Genomic DNA, 20,304 nt, shown 5'->3' on the forward strand with positions numbered 1-20,304 from the left:
ACGTTGTTAAACAAAAAATGTTTTAAATATTTTTTTTGTTTAACATGAATCTTTATTTATCAAATATCCTGTACCTCAATATCCAGCAATTTGATTTGTTTATCTAAATCAAACGCATTTTTAGAGCGTGTATCTTTTCCACCTCCGGCTACATAAGCCCAGTTGCCCCAATTGCTGGCTGGTGAATAATCAATTAGTTTTTGCTCAAAATAACCAGCCCCGTCAATCCAGTTTAATTTTAAGATATAAATCAGATAAGTGGCAACCAGTAAACGTCCTGTATGAGTAATAAAGCCAGACTGATTCAGTTCACCCATATATTGATCCACAACAGGATTCCCCGTATTTCCGTCTTTCCACTGTTGTAAATTCTGAATATATTCTTCTGTCTGCGGAAATTCTTTCATTTCTACAATATCCTTGAAGTAATCCACACTATGTTTTTTGAACATAAACCTGAAGAAGTCTCTCCACAATAAGCCTAATATCAATTGTGTAAAGTGACTATTAGTCCCAAATTGTTGTTCGGCATCTTTCACTGCCCAATATACTTTTCTTGGAGACAATGCACCTACGGCAAGCCACGGAGAAAGTTTAGAAGTGAAACTATGCTGGGCAGCATGTGCTTTGCTACTCCGGATATAAATTTCAGACCCTGCTGCAAACAGCTCTTGTAAATGCTTTATTCCCTCTTCTTCACCACCAGACAAATTTGTCAGAAAAGCTCTGCCGCATTCAGGCAGTTCACCCCATTCCTCTACTGCTACAAAATTAATTTGCTCAGGCGCCAGGAAACAATCTTTGACGATGGCATCTCTTTCTGTCTTTTTCTTAAACTGGGAAAAAACATCAGGAATATCTTTAATAGGAAATGGAAGATCTTCTTTATTGTAAAGCGTATGTCCGATAAAGTGTTTCAGATTTATTCTTAATTTCCAAAGTAAATCTTCTACATTCGAAGAAACCATAGTTTCTTCAGTTGCGACCTCTCTATGGTGATAAACCTCAGCAATTTCATATTGCTCCACAAGTGCAGGGATATGATCCTCAGGAGTACCAGAGATGATTAAAAGATTACCGCCCAGTTTTTTCAATGATTCGCGCAAAGCAGAGACGCTTTCTGCTAAAAATTGAAATCTATTGTGCACAGCTTTGTTTTCTTCTTCAGCAGTACATTCGAAGTGACGCGGATCAAAAAAATAAACAGGCAGGATACTATCGGACTTACTGATCGCTTCTACTAACATTTCGTTGTCATGTAACCGCAAATCATTTCTAAACCAGACGAGTATTTTCCGAGATTCCATTTATTTAGACTAAAGTTTTGTTGTAATCTCCAAAAATATACCATTTTTATCCTAACATCTAATACACAAAGTAATATTTACATAACCGCAACAAAAGTTTAGTTTAAAATCACGTTTAAACAGCTTGCTCAGAAACAAAAACACGAATATTAAAGTTTATCTTAAATGAACCAGCATATTTTACTCACAGGTGCAACCGGCATGCTCGGCAAAGATTTAATTCAAACGCTTTTAAAGCGGGGAGATCACGTCTCCATCCTTTCCAGAAAACCGCATCAAATGGAGCAGGTAAAAGTCTTTTTATGGGATGTAGATCAGCAGAAAATTGACACGTCTTGTCTGGAAGGTATAGATAGCATTATCCATCTGGCCGGCGAAAATATATCCAAAGGAAAATGGACTGATCAGCGTAAAAAAGAGATTATTGACAGCCGGGTTCTTTCTACACAACTCTTATTTAAAACACTGGCAACTGTTCCGAATCAGGTCAAAAAATTTATTTCTGCTGCTGCTATTGGTTATTACGGTAACCGTGGAGATGAACTATTGACAGAAGAAAGTACTCCCGGGCATAACTTTCTTGCAGAATGCTGTATCCAATGGGAAAAAGCTATAGATCAGGGGCAGCAACTGAAGCTGAGGATAGTGAAGATAAGGACTGGTGTCGTACTGGCAAAAAATGATGGCGCATTGAAAGCCATGGCAACGCCGATCAGATTATTTGCTGGTGCGCCTTTGGGAAGCGGAAAACAATGGGTTCCATGGATCCATTATCAGGATATGACCCGGATCTACCTCCATGCGCTGGATAACAGTTCATTAACAGGTGTATACAATGCTACTGCCCCTTTTCCTGTCACTAATAAAGAAATGACCAAAGCCATTGCCAGGCAATTACACCGCCCTGTATGGCCATTTAGTGTTCCTGAGAAAATATTACAGCTTATTTTAGGAGAAATGAGCTCAATGGTACTGAACAGTACCCATACCACAGCACAAAAAATAGAATCCAGTGGATTTATCTTCAAATATACACAGTTGGAACAAGCTTTAACCGATATTTACGGCGCATGAAAACAGAGGTAAACATTTGCTGGTTAAGAAGAGATTTAAGATTAAAAGATAATGCGGCATTATACCACGCATTAAAAGAAGGTATTCCGGTTTTACTGCTTTTTATATTCGACCGTAATATCCTGAATGATTTAAATGATCCAAAGGATGCCCGGGTAACCTTCATCTACCGAAAATTAAAAGAACTGGAAACCACCTTGCAGCAAAAAGGTTCTTCCATATGCATCAAATATGGCACTCCAGAGCAAATATGGCCGGAATTGCTAAAAGCTTACCAGGTAAAATCAGTTTATGCGAATCATGATTACGAACCTTATGCGATGGAACGTGATGACACTTTAGCAGAATATCTCCGTTCGGAGTCTGTTACCTTTCACACCTATAAGGATCAGGTAATCTTTGAGAAAAAGGAAATTGTAAAAGCTGATGGAAAGCCTTATACTGTTTTCACCCCTTATTTCCGTCAATGGAAAATGAAATTAAATGATTTCTATCTTAAAGCCTATCCGGTAGAGAAATACCAGAAAAACCTGTTACAAACTGAACCATTTGTTTTTCCTGAGTTAAGCACTTTAGGCTTTCAGGAATCAGATTTACAATTTCCTTCAGCCAGTTTTGAGGATAAATTAGCCGCTTATGAACAAAGAAGAGATTTCCCTGCGGACGATGCGACAACCCATCTGGGTATCCATTTAAGATTTGGCACAGTCAGTATCAGAGAGGCAGCAGCGAAAGCATTAAATGCTGGTGCTGAGAAATGGTTATCTGAACTGGCCTGGAGAGATTTCTACATGATGATTTTATCTCAGTTTCCTCATATTACCACACAGTCCTTTAAACCAGCTTATGATCAGATTAAATGGTTAAACAGGGAACAGGATTTCGAAGCCTGGAAAAACGGTAAAACAGGATACCCCATAGTGGATGCAGGAATGAATCAGCTCAATCAAACAGGTTATATGCACAACCGCGTCAGAATGATTGTGGGAAGCTTCCTGACTAAACATCTTTTGATTGACTGGCGCTGGGGAGAAGCCTATTTTGCAGAAAAGTTACTGGATTATGAACTGGCCAGTAATGTTGGTGGATGGCAATGGGCTTGCGGTTGCGGCAATGACGCAGCTCCTTATTTCAGAGTATTCAATCCGGAGTTACAAGCGAAGAAATTTGATCCGGAGAATAAGTATATCTACAAGTGGGCACCTGAATATAAACAAGAAAAGCACAGTCAACCTATAGTTGACCATGCTTTTGCGAGAGAACGAATTCTCAAAGTATTTAAAGAGGCTTTAAACAGTTAATGAGGTATATTTGGATTCAACCATCCTCCCGACCCAACACGTGCCAAAGCAAAGTCAAGCTGAGGAGCTGATGGAACACCTCTGGAATTAATTGATCCTGATCCAGAGATACTCTGTCCATAACCAGCCATTCTACCCATATCAACGATGAAGGTACCCTTGAAATCTTTAGCATCGTAAGATGTTAATCTATAGTCATATCTAACAGGTACATTCACCATATGATAGGATTGATGAGTTATCGGGCAATAAATATTTCTAAAATTCAGATCAGTTTCGTTAGCACCCCATCCTCCAAAAGTTTTCGTTCCTTCCTGAGTAACTGCGAAATAAAATCTACCCTGTTGCTGCTTTGGATCTGTGCCTGTAGTTTCATCATACCACAATTCTATATGCAACCTCCTTTTGGAATCACCATTATAGTATGTGTTTAAGAAAAGACGTCCTATAAGTGGAACCGGCATTGCATTCTGAGTTGTTTTTGAACCATTTACAGAAGAAATTATTCTTCCATCTTTAGTATAAATTTTCAAATCCTCACCAATTTTCACTTCTCCTTTAGAATTGGTAAATAAAGCCGAAAGCGGTGAACCAAACTTATACGTTAGTGAACTATCGGCTTTTATAGTCACAAGATCGTTATACTTGTTTTTAAAGGCCTGAAATGATTCGCTGCTATTCACTTTTTCATATTCATCCTGAATATTTTTAAAAATAGTCCTATAAGATTTGAACCCCGAAAATCGTGCTTCCCAAGCTTCCAGATCTACTCCTTGCTTACTGATCAGTACGGTTGAAATTGAATCAAATGATTTTTGATCGCTAAACTTCAGATATCCATTTTCTAAAGTCACCTCTGTCTCAGAAGCAGCAAGACTTTTTTTTGAGGTGTTACCATCATCAGTCTTTTTGCAAGACCAAAGCAGTCCTAACGAAATAGCTGCTACTGCCAAAAATTTGTAATTTACTTTCATACGTTTTATATATTTCTTTAAAAATATATAAAATAACCCATTAAACAAACTATAAGATTATTTAATTAAATATTAAGCAACATAATGATATTTTGTCCAGAATTTTGACCAAATAATAATTATTATGAAAATAATAAAATTATTAGTTTAACAACCAATCTATAAGTAATTAACTAGCTTTAAACGCAAAAATCCCTGCTGAGGTTTAAATCTTAGCAGGGATTTTATGTTTATTATTTATTTCTTAGTTCGTTACACTAACAATCTCAATATCAAAATCCAATACTGCATTTCTAGGTAGTGTAGGCACAATTCCAAGTGGTCCATAACCACGATCAGAAGGGATAAGAAGTCGTATTTTACCCCCTTTGGTTAATTTACCGGGAATTACATCACCCCAGCCTTTAACCCCTAAGCTTCCCAAAGTGAAACTAAAAGTACCATCAACATTTGTTTGAGATACAGTACCATCAGCAAATCTTAATGTATAATTAGCGATCAGCGTTGAGCTGAGTGAGATCTTATCTGTACCTGTACCTGGAGTTGAAATACTATAATAAACCCTTGAAGGGTCTTTAATCATAGTTAGATTATTCTTTTTAATGATATCATTGATGATGCGGTCATCTAAAGCAATCTGTGATTTTTCAGGCGCTGTAGTTACAGTCAAATCAATATTTTCATTCGAAGGAATACTTGCATTACCATTTTTTCCATAGGCCAGATAAGATGGAAGCAGGATTCTTGCAGAACCACCTGGTTTAAGTCTCAAAATTACGTCACGTAATGCAGTAACTCCTATTGTAGAAAAAACAGTATTATCAACAGGAACCAGTGCATTTGTATATCCGGCAAGGGTACCAAAATTTCCATTTAAAGAAGAAGCCCAGTACACCGTACCATTTTCCAGTCCTTTTACCGAAACATTATATAACACAGAATCACTGGTTGCATATAGAGCAGTACCAGTTCCAGGATTCAGAATCTGATAGTAATAACCAGTTTTCAATGAATCTGGTGTAACAGTCAGATTATTGGCTTTAATATAATCCTCTATCTTCTTCCCGTCTACAACCTGAATAGAATCATAAGTCTTTTTACAAGAACTAAAAAGAACAGTTAAGCCAATCAAGGCAAGAGTAAATTGTGATAACTTTTTAAGCATTATTTTTATTTTGGTTGGACTATTGGTACGTATTTGTTTACTCCGATTAATTTGATGTCGAAATCTAATATTGAATTTGCAGGCAAAAATGCAGGTAATCCGTTACTCTGCTGCGTTGCAGGAACTACCCTGTTTTGGTAAGCCATTGTTGAAGGTATAATTAATCTGATATGTCCACCCGGCTGGATCAATCTCAGCCCCTTTTGCCAGCCTTCTATAGCCGAGCTAAAAATAAACTTAGGAACCAGGTCGTCAGTGACTACCGGAGTCATATCATACAACAAATGTTTAATCGTACTTCCAGTATAACGCATCCTTATCGTATCTGTAGGATCATAAGTTGCATTACCTTTTCCGGCATCGTATATCTGATAATATAACCCTTCAGCAGTCTTTTTCGCGGTTATCCTAGTTGAATCAACCCCCGTTTTGTTAATTGAATCTATATAGATCTTAATCAAATCATCATCAATTGCCAATTGCGCAGCTTTATCATAGGCAGGAGCTGTTTTACAGGCTGCGAAAGAACAAGCGGCGATTATCAACAATAACAGAGTTTTGCTTTTAGACATATTGCACAAAAATAGTCTTTTATTAGGGATGGTACAATATTTAACCAATTTTAACAATTACCACAAAAAACAAAGGCCGGATCATGTATAATGAACCGGCCTCAGCTGTCTTATTTCAAGACGTTAAAAACAATATTTATTCTCAGCAATCAGTTGTTGTGCAACTTTCTGACGTGCGTCTTTCACGTTAAATGGCTCCACTTTAGTAAATCTTTTTAGCCCTACTAACATCATACGTTGTTCATCACCTTCGGCAAAAGCCCATAAAGCTTCTTTTCCAGCTTTTTGCAAAGCATCAACTGCCTCTACAAAATAGATACGCATCATGTTCAATTGTCCTTCGCAAGCTTCAGCACCTCTTAAACTAACCAATTTCTCTGTTCTCAGCATTACTGATTCCGCTACGTAAACATAACTCGCCATATCTGCAATGTTCATCAGGATTTCCTGTTCTTTAGAAAGGCTCATCATTAACTTCTGAACTGCTGCCCCTGCAACCATTAATGTTGCTTTCTTCAGGTTCTGAATGATTTTTTTCTCCGCTGCAAAAAGGGTATCATCTTCTTCACCGAAATCAGGAATAGACATTAACTCAGCAGCTACAGCAGTAGCCGGGGTCATTAAGTCTAATTCACCTTTCATCGCTCTTTTCAACATCATATCAACAGTCAATAATCTGTTGATTTCGTTTGTACCTTCAAAAATTCTGTTGATCCTTGCATCACGGTAGGCTCTGTCCATTGGGGCATCGGCCGAGAAGCCCATTCCGCCATAAATCTGAACACCTTCATCCACTACATAGTCCAATGCCTCAGAACCCCATACTTTAAGGATCGCACATTCTACCGCAAATTGCTCCGTAGATTTTAGTTTCGCCTTACTTTTATCCATTCCACCAGCAACCAATGCTTCATAAGCATCGTCAATATTCTGACCAGCACGATAATTAGCAGACTCTACCGCATAAACTTTGGTTGCCATTTCAGCAATCTTATAACGAATAGCACCATACTTTGAAATCGGACGCTCAAACTGGATACGCTCATTTGAATAATTGATTGCAGTACTAATTACAGCTTTAGAAGCCCCAACAGCAGCAGCAGCCAATTTAATACGGCCAATATTTAAAATATTAACAGCAATCTTAAATCCATTTTCACGTTCCGAAAGCATGTTTTCTACGGGAACTGCACAATCGTTGAAAAACACCTGACGTGTTGACGACCCTTTAATCCCCATTTTATGTTCTTCAGGGTTCATGGTTACCCCACCAAACTCACGCTCTACAATAAATGCAGTCAGGTTTTTATCATCATCGATTTTCGCGAACACAATAAAAATATCTGCAAAACCACCATTGGTAATCCACATTTTTTGTCCGTTAATCACATAATGTTTACCATCTGCTGATAACTTAGCTTTAGTTTTACCAGAGTTTGCGTCCGATCCTGAATTCGGCTCCGTTAAACAGTAAGCTGCTTTCCATTCACCTGAACCCAATTTTGGAATATATTTCGCTTTCTGCGCTTCATTTCCATAATACAGAATAGGCAAAGTACCGATACCAGTGTGTGCAGAAATTGCAACTGCAAACGAATGACCAGCACCAATTACATCAGCAACCAGCATAGAAGTATTGAAGTTTTTACCGAAACCACCATACTCTTCCGGAATAGAAACACCCAGCAGGCCTAATTCGCCCGCTTTAGTTACCAATGAAGCCATCAGGCCTTCTTCCATTTTATCAATGCGATCCAGATTCGGATATACTTCTGTCGTCAGAAAATCCCTGCACGTCTGTGCAATCATTTGCTGTTCTTCATCAAATTCTTCAGGAATAAATACATCCTGGTATGTGGTTTCCTTAATCAGGAACTCGCCACCTTTTACTTTTGTTTTGTCTGTAGTTTCCATATTCTTTCTTGTTGGAAGCTGCCGGGATTTCCCCGGAGCTTTCATTTTTATATTTTATAATGAAGCGCTGAAAATAACCGCTAAAGAAGTTCAAAAATACCAGCAGCACCCTGTCCGCTACCCACACACATCGTCACCATTCCGTATTTACCATTTCTGCGTTTCAGCTCATGAAACAATTGCACAGAAAGTTTTGCACCTGTACAGCCCAGTGGGTGACCTAAAGCAATCGCACCACCGTTCACGTTCACGATATCCTGATTGATGCCTAAAGTTCTGACTACAGCCAGTGACTGAGAAGCAAAAGCTTCATTCAGCTCAATTAAGTCCATTTGTTCTAATGTCAGACCAGCTTTCTTTAAAGCCAGAGGAATAGCCTCAATCGGGCCTATCCCCATAATTCTTGGCGGAACACCTACCACACCATAACTTACCAGGCGGGCAATTGGCTCAACACCCAATTCTTTCAACTTACTTTCAGAAACGACGATCACAAAAGCTGCGCCATCAGAAGTCTGAGAAGAGTTACCGGCAGTTACACTTCCATCGGCTGCAAAAACCGGTTTAAGTTTAGCTAACTTATCCAGAGAAGTATCTGCACGCGGCCCCTCATCGGTATCCACTACGTAACTTCTGGTCTTCTTTTTTTGCTGGCCATCCAGATAATTTTCAGTCACTGTAATTGGAGCTACGCCGGCTTTTAAATGCCCGTTCTTTATAGCCTCAACTGCCTTCATATTTGACCTGAAAGCGAATTCATCCTGATCCTCTCTGCTCACCTTATATTCATTGGCTACAGCTTCGGCAGTAAGCCCCATTCCCCAATACCAGTCCGGGTTCTTTTTAGCAACTTCGAAATTAGGAACAACCTTCCATCCGCCAAAAGGCATACCAGACATGACTTCTACACCACCGGCGATAATACAGTCTGCCATTCCACTTTTAATTTTAGCAACCGCAGTAGCGATGGTATCCAATCCCGATGCACAGTATCTGTTCAGGGTTACACCCGGAACTTTAACTGTATCCAATCCCATCAGGGAAATCATACGGCCTATATTCAATCCTTGTTCTGCTTCCGGAGTTGCATTACCAACGATGACATCATCTATTTGATCTTTATCCAGGTTCGGAACTGAGGCTACTAATTGTTTGATGACTTCAGCAGCCAGATCATCGGCCCTGGTAAAACGAAATACGCCACGTGGTGCTTTGCCCACTGCTGTACGTAAACCTGCTATGATATATGCTTCTTGCATTTTTTGATGTAGTTAAGAAAAGTCTCAGTTGAATAATTCTGCTGATCCTTTGCTGTTAAACATTATATTTTCTTTAAATCCTCTGGTTAGTTACGAAGTGGTTTCCCCTTAGTCACAATACTCTGAATCCTTTCCAAAGTCTTCCGCTCACCGCAAAGTGATAAGAAAGCTTCTCTTTCCAGATCCAGCAAATACTGCTCAGTTACTTCTGTAGGAGACGATAAATCACCACCACACATTACATAACCCAGTTTTTCCGAGATCTTTTTATCATGTTCAGAAATGTAGTGCCCTGAATACATCGTATTTGCACCCGCATAAACAATTCCTAAGCCTTGTTTACCCAGCACTCTGATATCTTTTCTTCTCACAGGTTGTGTATAACCAGCATCTGCCAGCTCAATTGCTTTTGCTTTGGCATCTGCAATCAATCTGCTGCGGTTCATAGAAACAGAGAATTTATCTTTTTGCAGATAGCCTAACTCATAAGCTTCCAGTGCAGAAGTCGAAACCTTGGCCATTCCTATAGTCAGAAAACGATCTTTTAAGACATTTTGAACAATCTGATCATCTTTGTACTCATCAGAAGCACGCAGAGCAAATTCTTTTGTCCCCCCGCCACCAGGGATCACACCTACACCAAATTCAACCAGTCCCATATAAGTTTCTGCATTCAGCTGTACATGGTCTGCATGTAAACTGAATTCACATCCACCACCTAGTGTAAGGTTATGCGGAGCTACGACAACTGGAATAGAAGAGTACCTGATTCGCATCGAAGTATTCTGGAATGCCCTGATTGCCATGTTCAACTCATCCCAATCCTGCTCTACAGCCATCATGAAAATCATTCCAACATTTGCACCTGCCGAAAAGTTAGCACCATCATTACCTATTACTATGCCTCTGTAATCTTTTTCTGCCAGGTCTATTGCTTTGTTAATTGCCTGAAGTGTATCCCCGCCGATGGTATTCATTTTGGAATGGAATTCCACATTCAGTATCCCGTCGCCTAAATCAAGGATAGAAGCACCTGAGTTCTTCCAGATTGTCTTAGTAGTACGGATATTATCCAGGATGATGAATGAATCAGCCCCTGGTAATGCTTTATAACTCTTGGAAGGAATATCGTAATATTTTTTAACGCCATCTTCTACTTTATAGAAAGTAGTGTGACCCGCGGCAAGCATTTCATGAACCCAGGCGGCAGCCTCATGTCCATATTTTTTCATGCCTTCCAGTGATTCCTTGATACCTACAGCGTCCCAGACTTCAAACGGGCCTAAATCCCATCCGAATCCTGCACGTAAAGCATCATCAATTCTGTAAAGTTCATCCGAAATTTCAGGAATCCGGTCTGATACGTATTCAAATAAACCAAAGAAAGAATGCCTGAACACTTCTGCTGCTTTATCTTTACCTGCCGCAAAAACCTTCATTCTATCTCTGACATTTTCAATTGGTTTGGTCAGTTCAAGCGTTGCAGATTTCACTTTTTGCTGAACACGGTATTCCAGTGTTTTTAAATCAAGTGCTAAAATTTCTGTTTTACCGTCAGCGGTTTTTGTTTTTTTATAGAAACCTTGTTTGGTTTTATCGCCTAACCATTTATTAGCTTCCATTTTAACAACATAATCAGGAAGCTTAAATAAATCGTGGGCTTTATCATCAGGGCAATTGTCATATAGCCCTTTTGATACTTTAATCATTGTATCTAAACCTACTACATCAGAAGTACGGAAAGTAGCTGATTTCGGTCTGCCTAAAGCAGGGCCGGTAAATTTGTCAACTTCTTCTACCGTCAAATCTAATTTTTCTACCAGATGCAGTAAAGCCATCATAGAATATACCCCTACTCTGTTAGCGATGAATGCAGGAGTATCCTTACATAAAACAGTTGTTTTACCTAAAAACTTATCTCCATAATGCATTAAGAAGTCTACCAGCTCAGGTTTAGTATCCGGAGTAGGAATAATCTCCAGTAAACGCAGATAGCGCGGCGGATTAAAAAAGTGTGTCCCGCAGAAATTAGCCTTAAAATCGTCGCTTCTTCCTTCGGTCATTAAATGTATAGGGATACCAGAAGTATTGGAAGTGATCAGCGTTCCGGCTTTACGGAACTGCTCCACTTGTTCGAATACTTTTTTCTTAATATCAAGATTTTCAACTACCACCTCAATAATCCAGTCTACACCGGCAATTTTGGACATGTCAGCCTCGAAATTACCTGTGGTAATCTTATTGACTACTTTTTTGGTATAAACCGGGGAAGGATTAGTTTTAATTGCATTTTGTAAAGCTGCATTGACAATACGGTTCTGAACCCCCGGATTTTCCAGCGTCAATCCTTTGGCTATTTCCTCAGGGCTGAGTTCTTTCGGCGCGATGTCTAACAACAATACTTCTACACCTATATTCGCAAAGTGACAAGCAATGCGTGAGCCCATGATACCGGAGCCTAATACCGCTACTTTATTTATCTTTTTGTTCATCATTTCCTGTAGTTACTGTATATCCTAAAGTGAGTTTATTTAATTTCTGTAAGCTTTGTACCAGGTTATTCTTTTCTGATACAGTCAAATGATCATTCAGGTATTCATTGAAAGAGCGGACAACGCCTTTTGCTACTTGCCGTTTCTCCCGGCCGAAGTCTGTCAGAAAGACTTTCACTGATCTTTTATCTCCAGAGGAGGCTTCTCTGTATATTAACCCGGATTCCTCCATATTGTTTAACATCCTGGACAGGCTGGTGGCCTTAACCCCAAGCAATCCTGCAAGCTGTGAGACTGCTGTGCCATCTTTATCAATATTAATCAGCACATAACCAATAGCTTGTGTGATTCCGAACTCAGAAGCGATCTGGTTATAGGTGTTAGACATGTTCTGCCAAACCACTTTCAATAAATAATCTATTGTTTCCTGTTGTTTCATTAATTACTATGCTTGCATAACAAAGCTAAAGAATATAAAACTAGAAACCAAGAAACCATTATGATTTTTCAGATCCCATAACGAAATGAATATCAAAATCATAATAGCTTCATAACCGCTAAACCAGGAAGTGCTCTTGAGTTCAATTAAAAACAATAAAGACTTCGAAAAAAAACAAAATTACATACTGATGAAAAAAAAGAGCACAAAAAAAGCCGCCAGGTTTGACCCTGGCGGCTTCTAAAATATTGGTTTCAGACTAGTATAAAGTAAATTCTACTCTTCTGTTTTTCTGACGACCAGCTGCAGTTTTGTTAGTTGCAATTGGTTGGTTTTTACCGTAACCAGTAGCTTCGATTCTAGATGCATTAGCACCTTGAGAAACTAAGTAAGCTTTAACTGACTCAGCTCTGTCTTTAGATAATCTCATGTTCAAATCAGCTGAACCTGTGTTATCAGTGTGACCAGCTAATTTCAAGCTAAAGTTTTTAGTTACTAATAAGTTAGCAACACGGTTTAAAGAAGGGTATGATTTAGCTCTGATAGTCGCTTTAGACAAATCAAATTCTAAGTCTTTAATTGCTTGTTTAACAACTTTACGATCAGCTTCAGTGATGATTACTTTTTCAGTAACAACTGGAGCAGGAGTAACTAATGGACATCCAGCACCATCAACAACAGTTCCTGATGGAGTGTTAGGACATTTATCCAATTTATCAGCAACACCGTCACCGTCAGTATCTTTTAACAAGTCATTCATTTCAGTTCTTAATTTAGCATTTTCAGATTTTTGAGCATCTAAATCGCTTTTTAAAGAATTTGCAATGTTTTTAGCTTGAAGAGCTTCGTCATAAGAAGCAGCAACTGGATTGCTGAAAGCTAATTGCTTTCCTTTACCCAATGCAAACTCTAAACCAGCGTGAGCATAGCTGAATTTATCACTGTGACGATCACCACGGTAAGTACCGTCTAAGTTATCACCATCAACAAAATAAACAGACCATCCTAAGTTAAAGTTAACTTTATCAGAAACTTTAAATCTAGCACCTAATCCTACAGGGATAATTAATTCTTTAACATTTTTTGGATATTCTGTAGTTACATTACCAGCAGTAGTTTTTGGTTTGTAACCAGCTAAACCAGCACCACCTGTTACAAATAATTGTAATGCATCTTGTTTTCTGAATAAGTCAATGTTGAACATATTAACTTCTGCGCTTAAACTAGCAGCATAATTTAATTCAGTTTCAAATTTAGAATTTCCACCTACGATAGCCGGACCTTTTCCATCATTGAATGATTTAGAATTATCACCTTTCAATTTACCTCTGATTCCGTCTAATTTCAAAGAGAAATATGGAGTAAATTGTTTTTTGATGTAAAGACCATATCCTAAACTAGAACTGTTCTTAGAGAAATCATTATGGCCACCTAGTGGAGAAGTTGGAGTTAAAACACCAGCATTAACACCAATAGACCAAGTACTGAACTGCTGAGCAGCGTTAGTAACTGGTTGTTCCTGCGCTTGTGCAGCACCACCAATTAAAAGGGCAGCTAAAGCTACCGGCAAACTTTTGAATAATTTTTGTTTCATAATATGAGTTTAATAAAAAAAAATAGTTCTGGTATTTTTTTTTGATACTTAAGCAATATCTATACCAAATTAGTTTACAAGCCTTTGAGCACTATAGGAGCAGTTTTTTCTTCGTAAACTGTATGTTTAATGAAGCAAAATCTGCCATTTTAAATGAACAGAAACTAATATAACGCCGCCAAGGTATGGATTATAAAGAAATCTGACAAATAATTTTCAGTCACGAAGATTATTTATTACTATTAAAACACATTCTATTCATGTTTTTCAGATTTATAGTCCTCTGCGTCCTTATACATTTTCTCTATTAAATCTTTATTCTTCTCCAGGATAATTTTTCTTTTCAGACTTAACTTAGGTGTAAATTCACCTCCTTCAATGCTCCATGGCTTAGTGAGCAGCACAAAACGTTTAACTTGCTCCCATTTACCAAAGTCTTTGGAGCCATTGGCGATTTCCTGATTATACTTCTCCAGAACCTGGGAATTTTGAACCATTTCAACATCAGTAGTATAAGTAATCCCTTTTTTAGTACACCAGGATTTCAATGCTTCAAAATTTGGAACAATTAATGCAGACGGGAACTTACGATTTTCTCCCAGCACCATAATATGATCAATCAGCACTGATTCTTTATATTTATTTTCCAGCATTTGCGGCGCAACATACTTACCACCAGCGGTTTTAAAGATTTCTTTTTTACGGTCAGTAATTTTCAGAAATTTCCCGTTAACCAGTTCTCCGATATCTTCCGTATGAAACCAACCCTCTTTATCAATTGCTTCGGCAGTCAGATCTTCGCGCTTATAATAACCTTTCATCACATTATGTCCTCTTGTCAGTACTTCTCCATCGGGAGCGATCTTAACTTCTACCCCATCGATCACAGGGCCAACTGTGCCGAACATTGCATTCTCAAAATGATTAACTGTAATAACCGGTGAAGTTTCTGTTAATCCATAGCCTTCGAAAACAGGCATTCCAGCTGCCCAGAAAATACGTGCCAGGCGTGGATTTAATGCAGCACCACCAGAAACAATCACAACAATATTTCCGCCCAGCGCCTCCTGCCATTTCTTAAATACCAGCTTCCTGGCAATTCCCAGTTTAAAGTTATAAAACCAACCGCTCTTCATATCATACTGTTCAGCCAATGCAACTGACCAAAAGAAAATACCTCTTTTAACTCCTGTAAGCGCCTTCCCTTTTTCCATGATCTTATCGTATACCTTTTCCAATAACCTTGGAACGGTAGAAAAAGCATTCGGTTTAACGGATTGAATATCTGCGACAATAGTATCCATGCTTTCTGCATAATATACAGCTACCCCCATATAGAGATACAGATAGACAATCATTCGTTCAAAAATATGGGACAGCGGCAAAAAGCTGAGTGCATTTTCCAAACCATGTGGAACAACCACAGCAGAATTTATAAAATTCTGAACCAGGTTATTATGCGTCAGCATAACTCCTTTTGGAGTGCCAGTAGTACCAGAAGTATAGATCAGGGTCAGTACATCATCCGGAGTTACTGCGGCACGATAAGTTTCCAGGTCAATTCCTTCGCTTTTTGCTCCTGCTTCCACGAGTTTACTCCAGTGATTCGCACCTGGAACTTCATCAAAGGTATAAATCTTAAGATCCGGGTTAACCGCTTCACCGATAGGCTTTACTTTTTTGAACAGGGTTTCGTCTTCCACAAAGAATACGCTTACTCCGGCATTTTCCAGAATAAATTTAATATCATGCTCAGCCAGTGTAGGGTACAAAGGCACATGGTATCCGCCAAACTGGTTTACAGCAAAATCTGCAATATTCCATTCTGGCCTGTTATGAGACATTACAGCGATTCTATCTCCTTTAACCATTCCGAGTTGCAACAGACCTTTACTCAGGTTATCAGCTGCATCAGAAAATTGCTGAGTGCTATATTTTTTCCATACCCCATTACTCTTTCCACTAATAAACTCATCTTTTGGGAATTTCTCTAAGTTGTATTTAAGTAAATCAAATACTCTTGTTACAGTTACAGGCATAATATTGATTTTATCAGTTTAAATATTTTTTATAGATGAACCCGGTAAGGTTCAAGAACGAAATTTGTTCCGGTTTACTTTGCTATTCCCAAATCTAACAAATTAATTATTGTAATAAAACCAATTTTAATTTTGGTATGTTTTATTGACGTAGTCTTCTTAAACGCCGAAAACCATCAGGTTTCATAGCAATTCCGGCACCAAAACCAGCAAACTAGAATTAGGAATTACAACATTTTATTCCTTTTAGCGCAAATATGCACTTTCGATTTATTCTGAATAGGTCACTGAAAACAGACGGGTTTAGTATGGTTCTATATGAAAGCACCTCGTCTCTATAGTAAATCCATAGTGAGTCCACGTATTTACAGGAAAAGGTGGACTCAACGTGGACTCATGGTGGATTCACAGATACCTCTACCCGGCTGGTAGCAGACTTGTCTTGTATTGATTTTACCCTATAATTCCATTAGTACACCACTTATTTACTTTCTTTTTTCAGGATTAAATTTCATTAGGATGACATACCCGGCATAATAATTGCTCAGCTCATTTTTACATTTAAACTTTAAACAATCATATGAAAAAAGTATTTACTATACTTTGCCTTACTGTAATCGCTATGTTTGCGATCCAATCATCTTCTAAAGCTCAAAGCTACAAAAACGCTATTGGTGGTCGTTTTGGAGCTGCTAATGGGGTAACTTTTAAAACCTCTCTTGGTGAAAATAAAATGTTAGACATTATTGCCAATTTCAGATCTAACAATAATTACAACTATTTCCGTGCAACTGCATTATATGAAGTTTACCAGCCAATCAGCGGTGCGCGTGGTCTGAACTGGTACTATGGTGGTGGTGCCAGTCTGGGTTCTGTAAAATACAAGCCATACAATTCAAGCGATTTATATCTTTCTGTTGACGGTGTTTTAGGTTTGGATTATAAATTTGCTGATGCCCCTATCAACCTTTCGTTAGACTGGAAACCAGCGATTCAATTAGCCCCTGATACTGATTTTGATGCTTCAGGTGTTGGACTGTCATTACGTTTCACTTTCTAAGAAGATTAAGCGCATAAAAACAAATAAGGCGTATGGATCAATTCCATACGCCTTATTTGTTTTATAACAGGTTAAACTTCTGCTAAATTCCAGTCCATTTTTTAAATACTGCTTTCTGCAATTCCGTTCTTTCCGGATCCATTGAAGAAACCAGATCTACATTCGGGCTTGCTTTCAAAGTAACTTTAACCTCCTGATCTACACCATCTCTGATAATTCTGACACGAATTACATCACCAACCTTCTTAGTACGCAATACAGCCATACCCGAAATCGATGGTGCAGCCCTAACATCATCAATACTGATCACTTCATCGCCAACATTTAATCCATCAACCCATGCTGCCGAATTACGCGATACTGCCGTAATCAATACATGGCCTTCTGTTGGTTTGGAGGCAACACCCAGATAAGCATCTTTTTCGCCAGCATCTTTCACACTAATTCCTGCATAGCCTAAATACTTTTTATAATCAACCGAATCCGTACCATTCACATACTTCGCCCAGAAATCTATGAAACTAACCCCACTAATCTTCTCCACCATGGCTTTGAATTCAGCATCTGTATAACCTCTGCCCTTAACCTTACACTGCTCATACATAGCTTTCATCACATCATCCAGACTAGACTTTCCGTTGCTCGCATGTGCAATTTCAAGATCCATCAGCATACCAACAATTTCCCCTTTACTGTAATAAGAAATGCCACTATTGTTTGAATTCTCATTCGGGCGGTAATATTTTATCCAGGCATCAAAACTCGACATCGCAGCCGACTGCTCATAACCACCCGGCGTATTGATTACATCAGACATAGAACTGGTCAGTGTCCCAATAAATTCCTCAGGAGTAGTTAATCCGGCACGTAACATCAGTTTATTTTCATAGTAAGCTGTAAATCCTTCAGCAATCCATAAATCAGTCGTATAATTTTCATTCTCATAGTCAAATGGCCCTAAAGCAACCGGACGTAATCTTTTCACATTCCACAAATGATGATATTCATGGGCAACCAGACCTAAAAATCCTTTATACCCTTTTTCAGTCCCATAAGCATTTCTTGAAGCACCTAATACCGTAGAATTTAAGTGTTCTAAACCACCACCGCCTCTCTGGAAATTATGTACAATAAACGTATAATGCTTATTTGGATTCTCTCCGTAAATAGCAGTTGCCTGTTCTACAACCTTAGCCATATCAACCTTCAAGCGCTCTGCATTATAGTTTCCGCCACCATACATTGCAACTTCATGTTTCACACCTGCGGCAGTAAATTCAAAAACCTCCTGGTTACCAACTTCTATCGGACTATCAAATAAGATATCATAGTTCTTAGCCGTATAAGTAAATTTCTGATCTTTTACAGGCTCTAAACCTGTAGAGACCTTACTCCATCCTTCAAAAGGAATAATTTTAACCGTGCTCGATAAAGCAAGCTGGTTATCAGGATACATAAAAATTGCAGTTGGCGATAAAAAAGCATGTGTTGCATCTATAAATGGAGTACGCACAGATACTTCAAAAGCGTAAACACTATAATTGATCGCTATAGTACTAGCCTTATCCGTATAAACCCTCCAGGTATTTTTCTTTAATTTCTCCGTCTTAAGTACTTTTTTGCCTGAGGTAGCAGTAAATCCCTCTACATTTCTCGAGAACTCTCTGATCAAATAAGATCCAGGCGCCCAAACAGGCATTTTAACATCAATATATTCTTTAGATAAACCACCAACCTGCATATTTACATGGGCATAATGGGCTTGAGGTTCTTTAAAACTAACCTCATAATTGACTTTAATCTGTGCTTTAGCTACCAGAGCTGGCGCAATTAACATCAGCAATCCTATTCCTATTCGTTTCAACAGCATATAATAATTCTTTTGACGCAAATTTAGAACATATAGCATTTGTTACCGGTTTAAATCGGAAATTAGCTGTAACATACTTAATACAAGTACCGCCAGCGCGCATATTTAAATATTTTTGTACAATTAGTCGCTCCAAGAACCAATTATGAAACTGAAATACGTCATTTACACCCTTATTTTCGTCGGGATCGTTTACCTCATTTATCACAGGATATCTATCAACAAAAAACTTGAAAACTCGGGAATGGGTGCTGGTGCAAAAAGCTCCGGTTCTTCCAAAGGCGGAAAACCACAACAAATGACCGTTAACGGCATCGTGGTTCAGGCCACCTCCTTCGCCAATAAACTGGACATTACCGGAACTATTGAAGCCAATGAATCCGTTGCCCTGCAAAGTGAAGTTTCAGGATTAGTGACTGGTATCTTCTTTAAAGAAGGAAGCAATGTAACCAAAGGTGCGCTGCTGGTAAAAATTAATGACCGTGATATTCAGGCACAATTGCAGGAATCACTGACCAAACAAAATTTATCATCTGCCAATGAAAACCGGGCCAAACAGCTGCTGCAAAAAGGAGCGATCAGCCAGGAAGAGTATGATACTGCACTAGCTGATCTGAAATCTTTAAAAGCTCAGGCACAACTCATCAGGGCGCAGCTCGCTAAAACTTCCATCCTCGCACCTTTCAGTGGAAAAATTGGTCTTCGCTCTATTTCTGCGGGAGAATATATCACCCCAACTAAAATCATTGCCAATCTACTGAGCACAAACCCGGTAAAAATAAACTTCTCTGTACCAGAAAAATATATGGCACAGATCAAAGTAAATTCTACTATCACTTTTCGCACGGATGGCTCTGCACAGATTTTTGAGGGAAAAGTCTTCGCATTGGAACCTGGTATCAATGCCCAAACAAGAACTTTACAAGTGAAAGCACTGGCTGCAAATGAAAACAATGAATTACGGCCTGGCTCTTTTGCTAAAGTATCCCTGACACTGGATAAAGTTGAGAATGCTATATTAATCCCTAACCAGGCAATTATTCCTGTATTAAGAGGCAAAACTGTGTTTATTAGCAAAAACGGTAAAGCAAAACAAATAGAAGTGCAATCAGGTACGCGTACCGATGAAAATATAGTAATTAACTCCGGACTAAAAATCGGTGACACAGTTTTAACAACAGGTGCTCTTTCATTAAAAGATGATGCCCTTGTCAAAGTATCAGTTGTAAAATAACTAACCCGAC

The 20,304-nt window shown here is 38.6% G+C and carries 15 protein-coding genes; 4 read left to right on the plus strand and 11 right to left on the minus strand.

Features of this window, described 5'->3' with window-relative positions:
* Positions 1-59 precede the first annotated feature (59 nt).
* On the minus strand, positions 60-1,307 hold the full coding sequence (locus tag HDE70_RS17795; RefSeq protein ID WP_183870021.1) for a DASH family cryptochrome: 1,248 nt from the start codon (positions 1,305-1,307) through the stop codon (positions 60-62).
* A gap of 165 nt (positions 1,308-1,472) precedes the next feature.
* On the opposite strand from HDE70_RS17795, the gene HDE70_RS17800 reads away from it, so the two are divergent.
* Positions 1,473-2,381, plus strand: a complete 909-nt coding sequence (locus tag HDE70_RS17800; RefSeq protein WP_183891437.1) for a TIGR01777 family oxidoreductase — start codon at positions 1,473-1,475, stop codon at positions 2,379-2,381.
* Positions 2,378-3,682 (plus strand): cryptochrome/photolyase family protein, encoded by a 1,305-nt coding sequence (locus HDE70_RS17805; RefSeq protein WP_183870019.1) that lies wholly within the window; start codon positions 2,378-2,380, stop codon positions 3,680-3,682. The genes HDE70_RS17800 and HDE70_RS17805 overlap by 4 nt, the downstream gene beginning before the upstream one ends.
* Here the strand turns inward: HDE70_RS17805 and HDE70_RS17810 are convergent.
* The 9 genes from HDE70_RS17810 to HDE70_RS17850 form a co-directional block, all read right to left on the minus strand.
* Positions 3,679-4,656 (minus strand): hypothetical protein, encoded by a 978-nt coding sequence (locus HDE70_RS17810; RefSeq protein WP_183891438.1) that lies wholly within the window; start codon positions 4,654-4,656, stop codon positions 3,679-3,681. The two genes, HDE70_RS17805 and HDE70_RS17810, sit on opposite strands and share 4 nt — an antisense overlap.
* A 244-nt stretch (positions 4,657-4,900) precedes the next feature.
* Complete coding sequence (locus tag HDE70_RS17815) at positions 4,901-5,821, minus strand: FKBP-type peptidyl-prolyl cis-trans isomerase (RefSeq protein WP_183891439.1); 921 nt, start codon at positions 5,819-5,821, stop codon at positions 4,901-4,903.
* Positions 5,822-5,826: 5 nt separating this feature from the next.
* On the minus strand, positions 5,827-6,369 hold the full coding sequence (locus HDE70_RS17820) for an FKBP-type peptidyl-prolyl cis-trans isomerase (RefSeq protein ID WP_183870016.1): 543 nt from the start codon (positions 6,367-6,369) through the stop codon (positions 5,827-5,829).
* Between the two features lie 147 nt (positions 6,370-6,516).
* On the minus strand, positions 6,517-8,307 hold the full coding sequence (locus HDE70_RS17825; RefSeq protein WP_183870015.1) for an acyl-CoA dehydrogenase family protein: 1,791 nt from the start codon (positions 8,305-8,307) through the stop codon (positions 6,517-6,519).
* An 80-nt stretch (positions 8,308-8,387) separates the two neighbouring features.
* A complete protein-coding gene (locus HDE70_RS17830; RefSeq protein WP_183891440.1) occupies positions 8,388-9,566 on the minus strand; it encodes an acetyl-CoA C-acyltransferase in 1,179 nt (392 codons plus the stop codon).
* Between the two features lie 86 nt (positions 9,567-9,652).
* Positions 9,653-12,058 carry a 3-hydroxyacyl-CoA dehydrogenase/enoyl-CoA hydratase family protein gene (locus HDE70_RS17835; RefSeq protein ID WP_183891637.1) on the minus strand — a complete coding sequence of 802 codons (2,406 nt, stop codon included), beginning with the start codon at positions 12,056-12,058 and terminating at the stop codon, positions 9,653-9,655.
* Positions 12,039-12,497 (minus strand): MarR family winged helix-turn-helix transcriptional regulator, encoded by a 459-nt coding sequence (locus tag HDE70_RS17840; RefSeq protein ID WP_183870012.1) that lies wholly within the window; start codon positions 12,495-12,497, stop codon positions 12,039-12,041. Before HDE70_RS17840 ends, HDE70_RS17835 begins: the two co-directional genes overlap by 20 nt.
* A gap of 259 nt (positions 12,498-12,756) precedes the next feature.
* Entirely contained in the window at positions 12,757-14,091 is a 1,335-nt protein-coding gene (locus HDE70_RS17845; protein ID WP_183870011.1) for an OmpA family protein, read from the minus strand.
* A gap of 254 nt (positions 14,092-14,345) precedes the next feature.
* A complete protein-coding gene (locus tag HDE70_RS17850; RefSeq protein WP_183891441.1) occupies positions 14,346-16,130 on the minus strand; it encodes an AMP-dependent synthetase/ligase in 1,785 nt (594 codons plus the stop codon).
* Positions 16,131-16,710: 580 nt separating this feature from the next.
* On the opposite strand from HDE70_RS17850, the gene HDE70_RS17855 reads away from it, so the two are divergent.
* A complete protein-coding gene (locus HDE70_RS17855; protein ID WP_183870009.1) occupies positions 16,711-17,190 on the plus strand; it encodes a hypothetical protein in 480 nt (159 codons plus the stop codon).
* A gap of 82 nt (positions 17,191-17,272) precedes the next feature.
* Here the strand turns inward: HDE70_RS17855 and HDE70_RS17860 are convergent, their stop codons facing one another.
* Positions 17,273-19,099 carry a M61 family metallopeptidase gene (locus HDE70_RS17860; RefSeq protein ID WP_260161196.1) on the minus strand — a complete coding sequence of 609 codons (1,827 nt, stop codon included), beginning with the start codon at positions 19,097-19,099 and terminating at the stop codon, positions 17,273-17,275.
* A 106-nt stretch (positions 19,100-19,205) separates the two neighbouring features.
* Between HDE70_RS17860 and HDE70_RS17865 the strand changes: the two genes are divergently transcribed.
* Positions 19,206-20,294, plus strand: a complete 1,089-nt coding sequence (locus HDE70_RS17865; RefSeq protein WP_183891442.1) for an efflux RND transporter periplasmic adaptor subunit — start codon at positions 19,206-19,208, stop codon at positions 20,292-20,294.
* Positions 20,295-20,304 lie beyond the last annotated feature (10 nt).

The organism is Pedobacter cryoconitis (assembly GCF_014200595.1).
GTDB classification, from domain to species: Bacteria; Bacteroidota; Bacteroidia; order Sphingobacteriales; family Sphingobacteriaceae; genus Pedobacter; species Pedobacter cryoconitis_C.